The following is a 13,892-nucleotide window of genomic DNA, read 5'->3' on the forward strand; positions in this document are numbered from 1 at the left end:
TCCGAGCGTGCCCGACCAACCCTCGACCAAACAGGAGCCGTACATGAATGGCCGTATCCAGCCGCCGGGCGCAACCGACAGCAGCCGCCGGTGGTTCGAGCGGGCCCAGACGTCGCTGGCCGGCGGCATCAGCTCCTCCGCCCGGATGACCTCGACCGGTCCGAACCCCTACCCGCTCTACATGGCCGACGGCTCGGGTGCGCGCATCCGGGACGTCGACGGCAACGAGTACCTCGACTACCTGGTCTCCTACGGCAGCGCGGTCCTGGGCCACGCCAACCCGCAGCTCACCGAGGCGCTCACCGCCGTCCTGCACACCGGCACGATGTTCGGCACCTGCAACACCGTCGAAGTCGAACTCGCCGAGCTGATCCAGGCGATGGTGCCCTGCGCGGAGCTCGTCCGCTTCGCCAACTCGGGCAGCGAGGCGGTGCAGGGCGCCGTGCGGGCCGCCCGCGGTTACACCGGGCGCTCGAAGGTCCTCAAGTTCGAGGGCCATTACCACGGCTGGTCGGACACCCTGGCCGTCTCCAACCGCCCCGACGCCGCCGAGGCCGGCCCCTACGCCGCGCCGCACGCGGTACCCCATTCCCCCGGCATCCCGGCCGGGGTCGTCGGCGACGTCGTCGTCTGCCCGTGGAACGACCCCGCGGCGCTCCGAGCCGTCCTGGACGCCCACCGCGGCGAGTTCGCGGCGGTGATCTGCGAGCCGATCGTGGCCAACAACGCCTGCACCATGCCCGCGCCGGGCTACTTGAGCCTGCTGCGGGAGGAGTGCACGGCCCGCGGGATCATCCTCGTCTTCGACGAGGTCTGCACCGGATTCCGCACCGGCCCCGGAGGCGCCCAGGCGCTGTTCGGGGTCGTGCCCGACCTCGCCGTCTTCGCCAAGGCACTGGGCGGAGGCCTGCCCATCGCGGCCTTCGCGGGACGGCGCGACGTGATGGAACCCCTGGCCGCGGGGCGGGTCAAGCACGGCGGAACCTACAACGCCTCGCCGCTGTGCGCGACCGCCGCACTGGTGACGCTGCGCCACCTGAACCAGCCGGCCGTCACGAAGCACATCGAGGAGAGCGGCCTGCGGATCATGGAGGCCGTCCAACGGGCCGCCCACGACCGGCGCATCCCCTGTGTGGTGCAGGGCGTCGGAGCCATGTTCCAGACGGTGTTCACCGCGGACGGGATGCCGAGCCGCCAGTACCGCGACCTGCTCCGCGCCGACCAGGCCCGCCACGGCGCGTTCCGGCATGCGCTGCTCGGGCGAGGGGTCCACGTCAACGCCTTCGGCATGGCCTGCTGGTTCGTCTCCGCTGCGGTGACGGATGACGATCTGGACGCCACGTGCGAGGCCGTGGAGGGCGCCTTCAGCACGCTGTGAGCCGTCGGCAGGCGGTGATGCCTACGGGTCGGCGAAGACGGCGGTGGACGCGGCCAAGGCGACCGCCCAGGCCCAGACTCCTGCCGAGTACGCGCAGAAGGCCCGGGCCACCGCGCAGGCCGCCGCCGAACACGCCGCCCAGGCCCAGCAGGCCGCGCAGGCCGCTGCCGAGCACGCGGACAAGGCCGAGGCTGCCGCTCGCAGCCTCCCGACCGCCTGATCCGGTCGCTCCATCTGCGCCCGTCCCACGTACGGCCTCCGCCCGTGGGGCGGGCGCGGTCCGCGAGGAGCGCGTACGCCGCAGGCCCCGGTGCGCGCCGTCCTCGTGATGGGCCATGCCGGTGTCCACCGCGGGTGCCGGACCAGGCCGCTGGTAGTGGGGTGTCACGCAGGAGGCGACAGGACATCGAGCCCGATTGCCTCGGCGGCAATGGTCATGGCGGCGTCGAAGTACGCGGGGTAGTCCGTGATCACCTCGTTCAGGTGACCGAACAGCTCGAAGCTGATCGTGCCGATCAGGGAGATCCACAGGGTGAGCGACCGTTCCACCAGGTCCGCGTACGGTTCGGCCGGTGCCCCTCCCGCGCTGTCGAGCACCTGCTGGGCGACGAGCCTCGGCCCGGGGAGCGGCTGCGTGGGGGGTCGCAGGAGGCCCGAGGCGTGTGCCTCGACGACGAGACCGGCCATCAGGCGGGTGACCCGGGTGGCGGGGTCGACCGTGTCGGTGGGGGCCTGGTAGCCGGGGACGGGCGAGCCGTAGACCAGGGCGAACTCGTGCGGGTGGGCCAGGGCCCACTGGCGGACCGCCCGGCATGCGGCAAGCCACCGGGCGCCCGGATCGGCGGGAGCGGCGGACGCCGCCCCTGACTCCGCGGCCGCTCCGACCGCGTTGAACGCGTCGATGATCAGCGCGGTGAGCAGTGCGTCCCGGCTGGGGAAGTAGCGGTACAGCGCCGAGGAGGCCAGGCCCAGGTCACGCGCCACCGCGCGGAGCGACAGCGCGGCCGCCCCGGTCTCGGCGAGCTGGCGAGTGGCGGCTTCCTTGATCGCGCGAGTGAGCTCGGCGCGGGCCAGCTGCCGCGCGGTCTGCGATGCCGTCATGCCGTTCATCCTCTCATTCGAGAGCAGTGCACACAAGAGAGAGCACTGCTCTTGACTTCTCCCCGCCGCTGCGCGAACACTCCTCAATGAAGAGAGCACTGCTCTCTCAATTCTCCAGGAGGACCTGCATGGCACGGCACATCGTCATCGGCAAGGGCCCCGTCGGCGCCACCACGGCGCGACTGCTCGACGAACAGGGGTACGAGGTCGTCGTCCTGAGTCGCTCCGGCGGCGACGGGAGTACGGCGCTCGACGTCACTGACACGGCGTCACTCCGGCAAGCCACCAAGGGCGCCGAGGTGATCTACAACTGCGCGAGCCCGCTGTACCACCGGTGGCCCACCGACTGGCCGCCGATCTCGAACGCCCTCCTCGACGCGGCGGAGGCCGCCGGCTCGGTGCTGGTGACGATGGGCAACCTGTACGGCTACGGCCCCGTCGACGCCCCCATCACGGAGGACCTGCCGCTCGCAGGCACCGGCACCAAGGCCCGGGTCCGCATCGGCATGTGGCGCGACGCGTTGGCCCGGCACCAGGCCGGCCGGATCCGCGTCGCGGAGGCGCGCGCCTCGGACTTCTTCGGGCCCGGCGTCACCGAGGCCGGCCACCTCGCCCAGCGGATGATGCCCGCGCTCCTGGCCGGCCGTGCAGTCAGGCTGATCGGCAACCCGGACGCACCGCACAGCTTCACCTATATCCCCGACATCGCCCGTGCGCTCGTACGGCTTGGTACCGACGAGCGGGCGTGGGGGCGCGCCTGGCACGTTCCCACCGCCCCGCCGCTGTCGACCCGGGAGGCGGTCCGGCACCTGTGCCGGCTGGCGGGTCTGCCGCCGGCCAGGGTCGGCCGGATTCCTTGGTGGCCACTCCACCTGGTCGGCCTGGTCAACCCCATGCTCGGGGAACTGCGGGAGGTGCAGTACCAGTTCGACCGGCCGTTCGTGCTCGACTCCCAGGCGTACACCGCGACCTTCGGCGAGGTGTCGACCCCGATCGACGAGGCGCTGGGGGCAACCGTCGAGTGGTGGCGGGCGCGGCTCGGCCGGTAGCGCCACGTGCGCGGCATCGGCTGTCGGGCTGTGCAGACCCTGCGGCGAAGTCAGGAGCGGGCCGAAGCCGCGTTCAGTGAATCAACTCCGAGCACAGCGTGGCGTAGAGCAACGCCGTGCAGTCCACTCTCCGAGGAAATGATGACGATCCGCCTCTGGCACCGCCCGCTGGTACTGCTCGCCGCTGCCATGGCGGCCCTCGCCCTGGCATCCGCCGTCGGCCTCGCGGTCGACGACCGGATCCTGGTCGGGGAGCCGATCTGGCTGAAGCCCTTCAAGTTCTCCCTCTCCATCGCGATCTATTCGGTGACCCTCGCGTGGATGCTGTCCCTGGGCCGCACGGCCCCCCGCTGGGTCTGGTGGCTCGGGACGACGATTGCCGCCGCCAACGTGATCGAGATGGTCGTCGTCGTTGGCCAGGTGCTCCGCGGCAGGCAGAGCCACTTCAACGTCGCCACACCGCTGGACGCCGGCCTCTGGTTCGCGATGGCCGCCTCGATCGTCACCTTGTGGCTGGCCAACCTCGGCATCGCGGCCAGGTTGTTCCGCGAGCGGACCGGGGACCGCGCGGCCACCTGGTCCGTCCGGCTCGGCCTGCTCCTCGCACTGGTGGGCATGGCATTCGGCTTCCTCATGACCAGCCCGACCCCTGCCCAACTCGGTGCCATGCGCAGCGGGGCCGCCGTGGGCATCGTGGGGGCACACAGCGTCGGCGTCGCCGACGACTCGCCCGGCATCGCCATCACCGGCTGGAGCAGCACCGGCGGCGACCTGCGCATCCCCCACTTCGTCGGAATGCACGCGCTGCAGGCCATCCCGCTCTTCGCCTGGCTGCTGATCACACTGTCCCGCAGGTTCCCGCGGTTGGCCGACGAGCGGACGCGCCTGCGCTTGGTCCTGGTGGCGACCGGGACCTACGCGGGCGTGCTGGCGATCCTGACCTGGCAAGCGCTGCGCGGCCAGTCGCTCGTCCACCCCGACGGTGCGACCCTGACGGCCTTGGCCCTGCTGGCCGTTGGCATGGTGGCGTCCGTTGTGGCGGTCGCCCGGCACCACCATGTGCCACCGGCGCCGCACAGCAGCGCCGGCATGACCGGCCGCCCGGTCAAGCCGCGCTGCACCCGCGTCGCCGCGGACTAACCGAACGCCGAGCCCACCGTCACCTGCGCCCGGGGACCTTCTTCGCGCCGTCGTATCCGCGTGAGGACGCCGGCACCGTGGCCGCCGCGCGCAGGCACTGCGCGTCGATCACCGCGGCGGTCGGCTCCGGGTCGCGGCCGGCGTCCTCGCGGACCATGCCCCCATCCGGTCGTGGAACTCGGCCCGCAGTCCCCGCGCGCGCCACCGCCGCGCGAAGGCGACGGGCAGCCCGTGCAGGGTGCACACCAGGTGCAGGCGCAGGCCTCAGAAGAACCGGGAGTGGCTGGCGCAGTAGCCGTACTCGGCCCATCCGGCCAGGTCGGAGCGCTTGGCCGTCTCGCGGGAGCGCCCGCACTCCACCAGTGTGGAGTCGACGACCCACACGGTGTCGGTCCACAGCGAGGTGTCGGTCGCCAGCAGCCGGTTGACCTGTGCGATCAGGTCGGCGGCCTTGCGCAACCGCCGGTTGTAGCCCGACTGCCCGAGCAGGTACGGGAAGGGATGACGCAGGTGGGCATCGGCGTGGCGGATCCACCGGCGCTCGGAGGTGAAGCCGAGAAGGGCCTGCATCACGGGGAGGGTGACCAGCTCGGCATCACTGAGTCGGGGCGCGATGCCGATCTCTGGACTCCCTCGCTTCATGTCATGCGCGCCAGCGAGCCCTTGGCATCATTCATCTAGGCAGAATCAGGCCACTGCGGCCCTGGTGGCAGGCCCTGACCCTGGTGAACGAGATACGCACCCGGGCGGCCGGCCATTTCAGGCTGGAAGATGCTCATTGGGCGGTCGGCGGGTGGACATTGGCGGGGATGTCTGCCGGGGCGCAAGCGAGTTGGGCTGCGGCGGTCTCCAGGCTGCGCGGCGTGAAGCCATAGCCCGCTTCGTCATGAACGTGCGGCTTGGGCGCGGTTTCGGCAGTGGGCGAGCGCGTGCTTGAGGCGGGGGTCGGGGGTGGTGGTGGTGAGGAGTTCGCCGGCGGTGGTGAGGGTGGTCCAGTAGTGGGTGGGGTTGCCGGTGGTGGGGTGGGGTGGGGTGGTGGTGAGGGAGAGGTAGGCGGTGGTGAGGTTGCCGGTGGTGAACCAGCGGGTGAGGCCGTGTTGGTGGCCGGCGCGGATGCTGCCGTGGGCGTCGATGGCGGTGAGGAAGAGTTCGATGATGGCGAGGTCGCGGCTGTCGGGGGTCTTGGGGATGTCGAAGACGCCGAGGGCTTCGAGGAGTTCGCCGGTGTCGTTCTCGGTGCCGGGGCGGGGGGTGGCGAGCAGGGCGTCGTAGCAGTCGTTGAGGCGGCGCTGCGTCTCGGCGGCGGGGATGCCGAGGGCGATGCAGACGGCGCGGGCGGAGCGCAGCGGTTCGCGGGTGTGGCGGGCGAGGGTGGCGTAGGTGTCGGCGGGGGTGGAGCCGGTGTCGAACAGGTGGCGGGCGGTGAGGGGCAGTCGCATGGTGGGCACCTTGTTCAGACGGTGAGGAGGGTGGAAACGGGGGTGGGTGCGGGGGCGATCAGGGCCCAGACGAACTTGCCGACGCCGCCGGCGCGGGGGCAGCAGCCCCATTTCTCGGCCAGCTCGTTGACGAGGAGGACGCCGCGTCCGTGTTCGTCGTCGGGTGTGGGGGTGTGGAGGGAGGGGTGGCCGGTGCCGGCGTCGTGGACTTCGAGGCGTAGGCGGTCGTTGGTGAGGGCGAAGTGGACTTCGATGAGGCGGTCGGTGGGGGCGTCGGCGGTGTGTTGGACGGCGTTGGCGAAGAGTTCGCCGAGGAGGAGTTCGGCGGTGTCGCGGTAGCGGTCGCCGGTGGGGAGTGCGGCGAGGTAGGCGCGGAGCAACTGCCGGGCGATGGGGGTGGATTCGGTGCGGGAGTCCAGGCGGGCCGCGAACGGGCGGGGGCGGTGGGCGGTACGGATTTTGAGCATGGCGGGGCACCTCAAGGGGGCGGATGGGGGAGCGCGAGGGTAGTGCGCAATCACGCTGTGCATGCGAATGATTGCGCTCTGGTGTCAATCATCGAGGTTCCAGAGGTACGGTGATGGCCGAAATCGGGTGCCAGGGGCACGTGGTGCGTGAGGGGGCCGGCTGTGGCACATCGGCGGTTCAAGCGGGAGTTGACGGCAAGTTCGGCCGAGCTGTTCGGCGAGGAGCTGCGGTTCTACCGCGAGCTGGCCAGCTACACCCAGGAGGAGCTGGGCAAGCTGCTGCACTGCAGCCGGACGAACATCACCAGGTACGAGACCGGTCAGCGCCGTATGCCGCCGGAAATGGTGGAGAAGGCCGACGAACTACTCAACACGGGCGGTGCGTTGAGGCGGATCTGGGGGAAGGTGGACTGGAACGCTCAGGTTGAACACCCGGATTGGTTTCAGACCCATGTCGACACGGAGGCTGAGGCGGTCGGGCTCCAGGTGTTCCAGACCGACTACATGTTTGGGCTGCTTCAGTGCAGGGATTACGCGCGAGCGATGTTCGAGGCGGGCGGGACTGATGAACGCCCTGAGGTAATCGAGGAGCGGGTTGCGGCGCGGCTCGCACGGCAGGGGCGGTTCCTCGTCGAGGGTGGGCCGCAGTTGGTCGTTCTCCTGGATGAAAGTGCCATTCGATCGGTAGTCGGCGGACCGAAGGTGATGGCACGACAGATGCAGCACCTGCTGGACATTGCCCGGCTTGGGAACATCATCATCCAAGTGGTGCCGTTCACGGCTCGGACGACCATCATCGACACCTCGATGGTCCTTCTGGAGATGCCGGACGGTCGACACTCGGTGTACTCGGAGAGCCTTGACAGGGGCAATCCTGGCGACGATCCGGCCATCGTTTCCGGGCATCGGCGGCGCTATGATCGGCTTCGTGGCGATGCGCTCACAGTGACCGAATCGCTCGCGCTGATTGCCGAGGCGCTGGAAGGGTTCAAAGATGATGCGCAACGAGCTCGACGCGGCCAGTTGGCGCAAGAGCAGCTACAGCGGTACGAACGGCGGCAACTGCATCGAGGTGGCCCCCGGATTCCCCGGCCTCGTCCCCGTGCGTGACTCCAAGGACCCGCAGGGTCCGGCCCTTGTTTTCCCTGCGACGGCCTGGGAAGCCTTCGTGTCGGCCGTCCGTGAGGGCGACTTTCCGGCGTAAGTCTCCAAGGAGGCAGCTGTGTTGACCTGGCGCAAGAGCAGCTACAGCGGCGGCAACGGAGGCGACTGCATCGAGGTCGCCCTCGCCTGGCGCAAGAGCAGCTACAGCGGAAACAACGGAGGCAACTGCATCGAGGTGGCCCCCGGCTTCCTTCCCGACGCCGTCCCGGTGCGTGACTCGAAGGATCCCGACGGCCCGGCCCTCGTCTTCCCCGCCGCCTCCTGGGACTCCTTCATCGCCGCTGTCCGGGCCGGCGAGCTCCTGCTCTAGCCGGTCATCCCCTGTCGCACCCGAACGATTTCGATCAGTTCCGGTGCGTCGGTGGTGCCTTGAGTAACCAGGCCACTACGGTCGATCACTGTGCGCACATGACCTGCTCGCATCGACCGAGGCGGTACCTCCATGGCACAAGAACCCCGTATCGACGTTGCCCTGACGGCCCTCAAGGAAGGTCAGGCGGAGCCCACCAAGGCCGAGTTGGCGGAGATTGCCAACTCGATCTCGCCCGGCGCCTGGTTCACCAGCGCGCTGTCGGGCGAGCGGGCCGGCCGCGACGCCGACGTGACGTGGGAGCTGACCGGCTCGCCGTACAAGGGGCAGACGGCGACCGGGCAGGCGGCGGTCTACTACGCCAACCCGAAGATCGGCCTGCGCAAGCCCTTCCTCTTCGCGGACGGCTTCAACTACGGCCCGAGCGACCTCCCCGGCCTGTTCGCCTACTTCAGCACCGCCGCCGACGGTGGACCGGGCCTCTTCGACCAACTGCTCAGCCGGGGCTACGACATCGTGCTGATCGGCTTCACCGAGCGGCACACCCACATCCAGGCCAACGCCGGGGTCGTGATCGACGCCGTCTTCCGGTCCATCGCGGAGCGCATCGGTGACGAGCGGCTGACCGTCGGCGGGGTGAGCATGGGCGGCATCATCACCCGCTACGCGCTCGCCAAGCTGGAGACCGAGCGGATGGACCACCAGACGGGGACGTACCTCTCCTTCGACTCGCCGCACAACGGTGCCTGGATCCCGCTCGTCCTCCAGCAGATGGCGTACTTCTTCGAGGACTACACCCCGGCCGGGCCGGACGGCGTCAAGCAGGCCGACCTGATCCGCAGCCCCGCCGCTCAGCAACTGCTCTGGGCGTGGGTCGAGAACGCCAAGTACTCCGGCCCGGTGGCCACCTCCAGCGACCTGCGCAAGGAGTTCCTCGCCGATCTCGCGCGGGTCGGCAACTTCCCGCAGATCCCGCGCAAGCTCGGCGTCTCCAACGGCCGCCGCGACGGGGCCGGTCTCCCGCTGCCGGCGGGCGAGGTGGCCTTCGACTGGCAGGCGCTGATCGCCAGCGCCACGGCCCGCTTCCAGCCGAACAAGGGCGACAAGCAGCGGATCGGCGGCATGCACCTCGGCCTGGCCGTGCGCCGCAGCACCACCAGCGACGTCCCGGCGCTGGACGCCGTGCCCGGCGGGACCCTGGACTCCTTCGGCAAGGTCGCGGACGCGCTCAAGGCGAAGATCTCCGAGGACTACCGCAGCGGCACCTTCGTGCCGGCCGTCAGTGCGGTGGCGCTGGACTTCGACCCGGTGAAGTGGGACGTCGACCCGGCCGCCGCGATCACCGACGCCGCCCTGGAGAACGGCCACCTGGACGCCGTGAAGTTCGACGACGCCAACACCGAGCACAGCCACGTCTCCCGCGTGCTGGTCGACTGGATCGTCGAGCAGCTCAGCTACTGACCCTCCCACCTGGTTCGGAGCACCCCCGCGGATGGGCTAAGCTATTCCACATCACCCAGATGCGCGGGTGGCGGAATAGGCAGACGCGCTGGATTCAGGTTCCAGTGCCCGAAAGGGCGTGGGGGTTCAACTCCCCCCTCGCGCACATATGAACGGCCGGTCGAATCAACAGTCGACCGGCCGTTCTGTTGTCCGGAGACGCCGTCTCGGCGTTGGGCTGGTGAAGCAGGAGCGAGCCCCGCCCGTTCAGGGCCGTTGTGGCCGCTTGCGGCCTGGCCCGCGGCAGAAGGCCAGAGGCAGAGCAGGCTCTCGGTGCGAACTGACAGCATGGCCCCATGGATGCAGTGGACCCCGGCGAATTCGTTGTGCGTCGTGCCAAGGAGCCAGAAGCGGACACGCTGGTAGGTATCGACTCGGTCGCGGCTGCGGGTGACCGGGAGCGGGTGGCGAGTATCCGAAGGTGGTGCCGGCAGGGCCTGGTGGTCGTAGCGGACGGTACGTCCGGCCTGCTCGGCTACTGCGTAGTTGAGTACACGTTCTTCGATCAGGGCTTCGTCACGATGCTGATGGTCGCACCATCCGCCCGTGGCAGAGGCGTCGGCCTTCGGCTGCTGGACACCGTAGCGGCCTCGTGCGAGACCCCGAAGCTGTTCACCTCAACCAACGTCTCCAACCACCCCATGCAGCGGCTGCTGGAACGAGCAGGGTGGAGGGCGGTCGGCCTTCTCCACGGCCTTGATGAGGGCGACCCCGAACTGTTCTACCTCTGCCAGACGCAGACTGGGGCGACGCACCCTCGCCCCGTGACGTGACGGCGGCCGCACGCCGCCGCGCTCGCCCAGCTCCACGCACCGCCCGCTCCACGGTCTCCCGCGCCGTCGGTGAGATCCGCAACCACGGCCGGCCCGGCTGTTCCGGTTGCTCACCCCCGTCCCGGCCGCAAGGAACTTCACTGTGCCGATCCCCCTTCCACGACCCGCCGCACGCGGTGTCGGAGCCCGACGCCTGGGCGCTGCCGCGCTGGCGCTCTGCCTGCCACTGATCCTCGGAGGATGCGCGTCCACGCCCGGCCCCAGCGATCCTCTTCCGGTCAAGGCCCGCCAGGACGCCCAGGACTGGGCCAAGCACATGACCGAGTACATGGCGCAGACAGCTGAAATCACCCTCGACACCGGCAGCGTCGAGCCGCTCTTCACCGACTGTGTCGGCAGGAACGACGAGGTCGTCAAGGACGGCCGGTACAAGCTGTCGTACGCGGTCCACAGCTCCGCCCCGCTCGAACAGCACCCCGAAGCCATCCGCAAGGTCCGCTCGATGCTTGAGCAGCAGGGCTTCAAGATCGACGGCTATCGGGAGAGCGCCAACGGCAAGGTGGACACAGCCCTCGACGCATCCCAGGCGTCGAGCCGGTACCTGATCACCGTTGAGACCACGAAGGGAGGACTTCTCCTCTTCCTGGTCAAGACCCCCTGCCTGATGCCTCCCGCAGCAACGGAGGCTCCTCGCTGACACCACCTTGCCGCGGGGCGGTTCCCTGGCTCCTCCCTTTCAGGCCGTCCCTCTCAGGTCGTCCCTCTCAGGTCGTCCCTCGGAGGCCGTTCAGCACCATGTCCGTCAGGCGCTCCGGCAGATCCGGCTCGATCGGGCGGTGACCGAGCAGGCAGCGGGTCTGGAGCGGGGCGCAGAGCAGTTCCAGTGCCAGGGCCGTGTCGGTGCCCGTCGGGAGTTCCCCGCGTTCGACGGCCCGGCTGACGATGACGCCGGCCTGGTCGAGGCGGGACTGCCAGAAGGTCTGCCAGGCCTCGGCGAGGTCAGGGTCGTCGGAGCTGAGTGCGGCCGCCCGGGCGACGGAACGGCCGGTCGGGGTGGCGAGGTACTCGGCCAGCGCGCGGGCGAAGGCGGCCAGGTCGGTGCGGACGGCTCCGGTGTCGGGGACGGGGATGCCCTCGTTGCTGCCGGTGAGCATGGTGTCCAGTACGAGCTTCTCCCGACTTCCCCAACGCCGGTACACCGTGGTCTCGTTGACCCCTGCGCGGGCCGCGACCGCGGCGATGCTGAGCCGGTCGATGCCCTCCTCGGCCAGCACCTCCGCGGCGGCGGCCAGAACGGCCTGGCGGACGCGCGCGGCACGGCCGCCCGGGCGGCGGCGGATCGGCTCCGGCTCCGGCGTTGGCTCCGGCTCTTCTTCGGTCATGTGTCGATCACCTCGGCCACCACATTAACGCAAGAGCGCTTGCATTAGGTGTTGCTCGGGCGCATAGTCGTTAATGCAAGCGTCCCGGCTTTAAGTGCAGCAGGAGGCACCACTATGTCCTTCACCTGGCCCCTGGACCCGCAGGACCTGTTCGTCGAGCGTTACCCGCAGATGACCCTCGGCCTCCCCGCCGACGAGGTGGACGCCGTCCGCGCCGCCATCACCGAGATGTGGCCCGACCGGCCCGGCAGCTGGGTGTACGAGTGGTCCGCCCTCGCCGCCCGGCACGCCGAGGCCGGGCGCCACCGTCTGGCCGCGCAGGCGTACGGCTGGGCCAAGTTCCCCTCGCTCGCCGACGACCCGAAGCGAACCGCGCTCGCCCGCCAGGTCGGGCAGTACGTCCTCGCGGCCCCCGGCTTCCCGGTGGAGTTCGAGCGCCGCATGGTCACCGTCCCGTACCGCGGCGGCGACGCCACCCTGCCGATCCACCTGATGGCCGCCCCCGGCCTGCCCGCCGACGCGCCGGTCGTGCTGGCCAGCGGCGGCGTGGACTCCTGGAAGACCGACCTGCACGGCATGTGGGAGCAGCTCGCGTTCACCCTCCCGGCGCGGCTGCTGCTGTTCGACCTCCCCGGCACCGGCGAGACCGCCCACCTGCCGATGACCCCGGACGGTGGGGCCGAGGTCATCGCCGGACTGGTCTCCTTTGCCCGCGCGGCCGGCAACGGAAAGGTCGGCCACTTCGGCATCTCGATGGGCGGCTACTACTCCGCCCGGACCGGACTGACGGGGGCGGTGGACGCCTCCGTGGTGCTCGGTGGCCCGGTGGAACGCTCCTTCGCTCCCGGTCGCGGCTTCGCCTTCGGCATGGACGGCATCGTCGGCAACGCCCTGGGCTTCGACGCCGCGCCGAGCGGGGCCGAGCTGGAGAAGGCCTTCGCGGCATTCGACCTGCGCCCGCTGCTGGACCAGGACGCCAACGGGCCCATGCTGGTGGTCAACGGCACTGAGGACGTCCACGTCCCACTGGACGACACCCTGGTGTTCGAGGGGCGCCGGGACACCCGGGTAGAACTGATCCCGGACACCGGCCACTGCGCCATCTCGCGCTTCGGCGAGGCGATGGCCGTGATCACCCCTTGGCTGAAGGACACCCTGGCCGGCTGATCCGGCGCTCCTGCCGTAGGGAGCTCACCGTGGCAGTCGGTTCAGGTCCGGGACGGCTTCCTTCGTCTGGGACTGTGTCGGTTCGCCACGCAGGAGCGGCCGGTCGACTCGACAGTCGACCGGCCGTTCTGGTTCCACAGCGGCGGAGGGGTGTCGATCGCACCGGCACCCGGAGCCGGCTGCCGATCAGGCGGGGATGGGGCGACAGCCCTGCCCGTTCACCCACAGGCCGCCCTCGGCCCAGCCGCTCTGGCACTGGTACGCCCCGCCCGAACCCCGGTCGATGAGGGTGAAGTTGCTCAGCGGCCCCCAGGTGGTGCTGTCGCAGTCGCGGCCCATCACGTTCGGCAGGTCGGCGTTCACTTCGTTGCACCGGATCACTTCACCGACCCGCTTGCCGGGGACGCCGTGCGCGCTCCCGTCGGCCGCACCGGCGGCGCCGACACCGGTCAGGCCCAGGACGGCGGTGGCCATGCCGGCGACGAAGAGCAGTCGTTTCATGAGGAAACCTCCTTGATGGGGATGGGGCTCCGCAGACAGTTCCCTTGCAGTCCACCCGCGTATCGACCCATTCGCATGAACACGTCATCCCGTTGCGTGCCCTGGCGACGGCAGCGAACCGAAGAGGCCGGCCGCCCCGACATCACGTCGGATCGACCGGCCTCTTCGCCGTCCGGAGGGTCAGGCGATTCTCACGCTCGCGCCGAACTCGAACGTCTTGGTCTCGCCCGGGTTCACCACACCGATGACGGGCCCCTCGCAGCCCGGCCGATCGTGGACGTCGGCGGGCTTGTCGGTGAGGTTCTCGACGATGAGGGGCCAGATGTCGCTCTGGTAGCAGCCCGAGGGGTTGTTGTAGGTCTTGAACCCGACCCGCAGCTGACCAGTGGCCGCCTGGGCCGAGCCGGGCACCGCCACTGCCACCGCCGCGGCCAGGGCCACCGCGCCGAGCGCCTTGCTGATCCGTCGCATGTCGTCACTCCAGAGTGTCCGGGGAGCCGCCGCGGATGGCGGCTGCGCCG

Annotated in this window: 18 protein-coding genes, 1 tRNA gene and 1 pseudogene; 12 read left to right on the plus strand and 8 right to left on the minus strand. The window is 70.1% G+C overall.

The features are described 5' to 3' along the window. The first annotated feature begins 43 nt into the window (after positions 1 to 43). Positions 44 to 1,378 (plus strand): glutamate-1-semialdehyde 2,1-aminomutase, encoded by a 1,335-nt coding sequence (locus A6F73_RS22420; protein WP_063349420.1) that lies wholly within the window; start codon positions 44 to 46, stop codon positions 1,376 to 1,378. Positions 1,379 to 1,421: 43 nt separating this feature from the next. Then, entirely contained in the window at positions 1,422 to 1,598 is a 177-nt protein-coding gene (locus A6F73_RS41580; protein WP_159398509.1) for a hypothetical protein, read from the plus strand. A 164-nt stretch (positions 1,599 to 1,762) separates the two neighbouring features. On the opposite strand, the gene A6F73_RS22425 is transcribed toward A6F73_RS41580, so the two are convergent. Further along, positions 1,763 to 2,479 (minus strand): TetR/AcrR family transcriptional regulator, encoded by a 717-nt coding sequence (locus tag A6F73_RS22425; protein WP_063351429.1) that lies wholly within the window; start codon positions 2,477 to 2,479, stop codon positions 1,763 to 1,765. A gap of 128 nt (positions 2,480 to 2,607) precedes the next feature. On the opposite strand from A6F73_RS22425, the gene A6F73_RS22430 reads away from it, so the two are divergent. Next, a complete protein-coding gene (locus A6F73_RS22430; RefSeq protein WP_063349421.1) occupies positions 2,608 to 3,528 on the plus strand; it encodes an NAD-dependent epimerase/dehydratase family protein in 921 nt (306 codons plus the stop codon). 138 nt (positions 3,529 to 3,666) lie between these two features. Further along, complete coding sequence (locus A6F73_RS22435; RefSeq protein ID WP_063349422.1) at positions 3,667 to 4,668, plus strand: hypothetical protein; 1,002 nt, start codon at positions 3,667 to 3,669, stop codon at positions 4,666 to 4,668. Between the two features lie 19 nt (positions 4,669 to 4,687). Here the strand turns inward: A6F73_RS22435 and A6F73_RS40545 are convergent, their stop codons facing one another. From A6F73_RS40545 to A6F73_RS22450, 4 genes and pseudogenes are all read right to left on the minus strand, one after another. Then, on the minus strand, positions 4,688 to 4,825 hold the full coding sequence (locus tag A6F73_RS40545) for a hypothetical protein (protein ID WP_244293465.1): 138 nt from the start codon (positions 4,823 to 4,825) through the stop codon (positions 4,688 to 4,690). Between the two features lie 110 nt (positions 4,826 to 4,935). Next, a pseudogene (locus A6F73_RS22440) lies at positions 4,936 to 5,289 on the minus strand (IS982 family transposase); the annotation flags it as partial. A gap of 263 nt (positions 5,290 to 5,552) precedes the next feature. After that, positions 5,553 to 6,107 carry a hypothetical protein gene (locus A6F73_RS22445; protein ID WP_063349423.1) on the minus strand — a complete coding sequence of 185 codons (555 nt, stop codon included), beginning with the start codon at positions 6,105 to 6,107 and terminating at the stop codon, positions 5,553 to 5,555. A 14-nt stretch (positions 6,108 to 6,121) separates the two neighbouring features. Beyond that, positions 6,122 to 6,574, minus strand: a complete 453-nt coding sequence (locus A6F73_RS22450; protein WP_159398510.1) for an ATP-binding protein — start codon at positions 6,572 to 6,574, stop codon at positions 6,122 to 6,124. A gap of 162 nt (positions 6,575 to 6,736) precedes the next feature. On the opposite strand from A6F73_RS22450, the gene A6F73_RS22455 reads away from it, so the two are divergent. The 7 genes from A6F73_RS22455 (at position 6,737) to A6F73_RS22480 (ending at position 11,018) form a co-directional block, all read left to right on the plus strand. After that, positions 6,737 to 7,684: a transcriptional regulator gene (locus tag A6F73_RS22455; RefSeq protein ID WP_063349424.1), complete on the plus strand. Its 948-nt coding sequence runs from the start codon at positions 6,737 to 6,739 to the stop codon at positions 7,682 to 7,684. Further along, complete coding sequence (locus tag A6F73_RS44405) at positions 7,647 to 7,778, plus strand: DUF397 domain-containing protein (RefSeq protein WP_347878550.1); 132 nt, start codon at positions 7,647 to 7,649, stop codon at positions 7,776 to 7,778. The genes A6F73_RS22455 and A6F73_RS44405 overlap by 38 nt, the downstream gene beginning before the upstream one ends. A gap of 21 nt (positions 7,779 to 7,799) precedes the next feature. Further along, positions 7,800 to 8,048 carry a DUF397 domain-containing protein gene (locus A6F73_RS22460; RefSeq protein WP_244293466.1) on the plus strand — a complete coding sequence of 83 codons (249 nt, stop codon included), beginning with the start codon at positions 7,800 to 7,802 and terminating at the stop codon, positions 8,046 to 8,048. Positions 8,049 to 8,180: 132 nt separating this feature from the next. Then, positions 8,181 to 9,509: a hypothetical protein gene (locus A6F73_RS22465; protein ID WP_107452929.1), complete on the plus strand. Its 1,329-nt coding sequence runs from the start codon at positions 8,181 to 8,183 to the stop codon at positions 9,507 to 9,509. Positions 9,510 to 9,570: 61 nt separating this feature from the next. Next, positions 9,571 to 9,654, plus strand: a tRNA-Leu gene (locus A6F73_RS22470). Positions 9,655 to 9,844: 190 nt separating this feature from the next. Further along, positions 9,845 to 10,321: a GNAT family N-acetyltransferase gene (locus A6F73_RS22475; RefSeq protein ID WP_063349427.1), complete on the plus strand. Its 477-nt coding sequence runs from the start codon at positions 9,845 to 9,847 to the stop codon at positions 10,319 to 10,321. A gap of 142 nt (positions 10,322 to 10,463) precedes the next feature. After that, positions 10,464 to 11,018: a hypothetical protein gene (locus A6F73_RS22480; RefSeq protein ID WP_159398511.1), complete on the plus strand. Its 555-nt coding sequence runs from the start codon at positions 10,464 to 10,466 to the stop codon at positions 11,016 to 11,018. A 67-nt stretch (positions 11,019 to 11,085) separates the two neighbouring features. Here A6F73_RS22480 and A6F73_RS22485 read toward each other — a convergent pair whose 3' ends face one another. Continuing rightward, positions 11,086 to 11,703 carry a TetR/AcrR family transcriptional regulator gene (locus tag A6F73_RS22485; protein WP_063349429.1) on the minus strand — a complete coding sequence of 206 codons (618 nt, stop codon included), beginning with the start codon at positions 11,701 to 11,703 and terminating at the stop codon, positions 11,086 to 11,088. Between the two features lie 114 nt (positions 11,704 to 11,817). Here A6F73_RS22485 and A6F73_RS22490 point away from each other — a divergent pair, with 114 nt between their 5' ends. Continuing rightward, positions 11,818 to 12,870: an alpha/beta hydrolase family protein gene (locus tag A6F73_RS22490; RefSeq protein WP_063349430.1), complete on the plus strand. Its 1,053-nt coding sequence runs from the start codon at positions 11,818 to 11,820 to the stop codon at positions 12,868 to 12,870. 186 nt (positions 12,871 to 13,056) lie between these two features. Here A6F73_RS22490 and A6F73_RS22495 read toward each other — a convergent pair whose 3' ends face one another. Together A6F73_RS22495 and A6F73_RS22500 are read right to left on the minus strand one after the other, a co-directional pair. Further along, positions 13,057 to 13,371, minus strand: a complete 315-nt coding sequence (locus A6F73_RS22495; protein WP_063349431.1) for a hypothetical protein — start codon at positions 13,369 to 13,371, stop codon at positions 13,057 to 13,059. A gap of 180 nt (positions 13,372 to 13,551) precedes the next feature. After that, a complete protein-coding gene (locus A6F73_RS22500; RefSeq protein ID WP_063349432.1) occupies positions 13,552 to 13,842 on the minus strand; it encodes a hypothetical protein in 291 nt (96 codons plus the stop codon). Positions 13,843 to 13,892: the final 50 nt, after the last annotated feature.

This window comes from Streptomyces sp. MJM8645 (assembly GCF_001625365.1).
Classification (GTDB): Bacteria; Actinomycetota; Actinomycetes; order Streptomycetales; family Streptomycetaceae; genus Kitasatospora.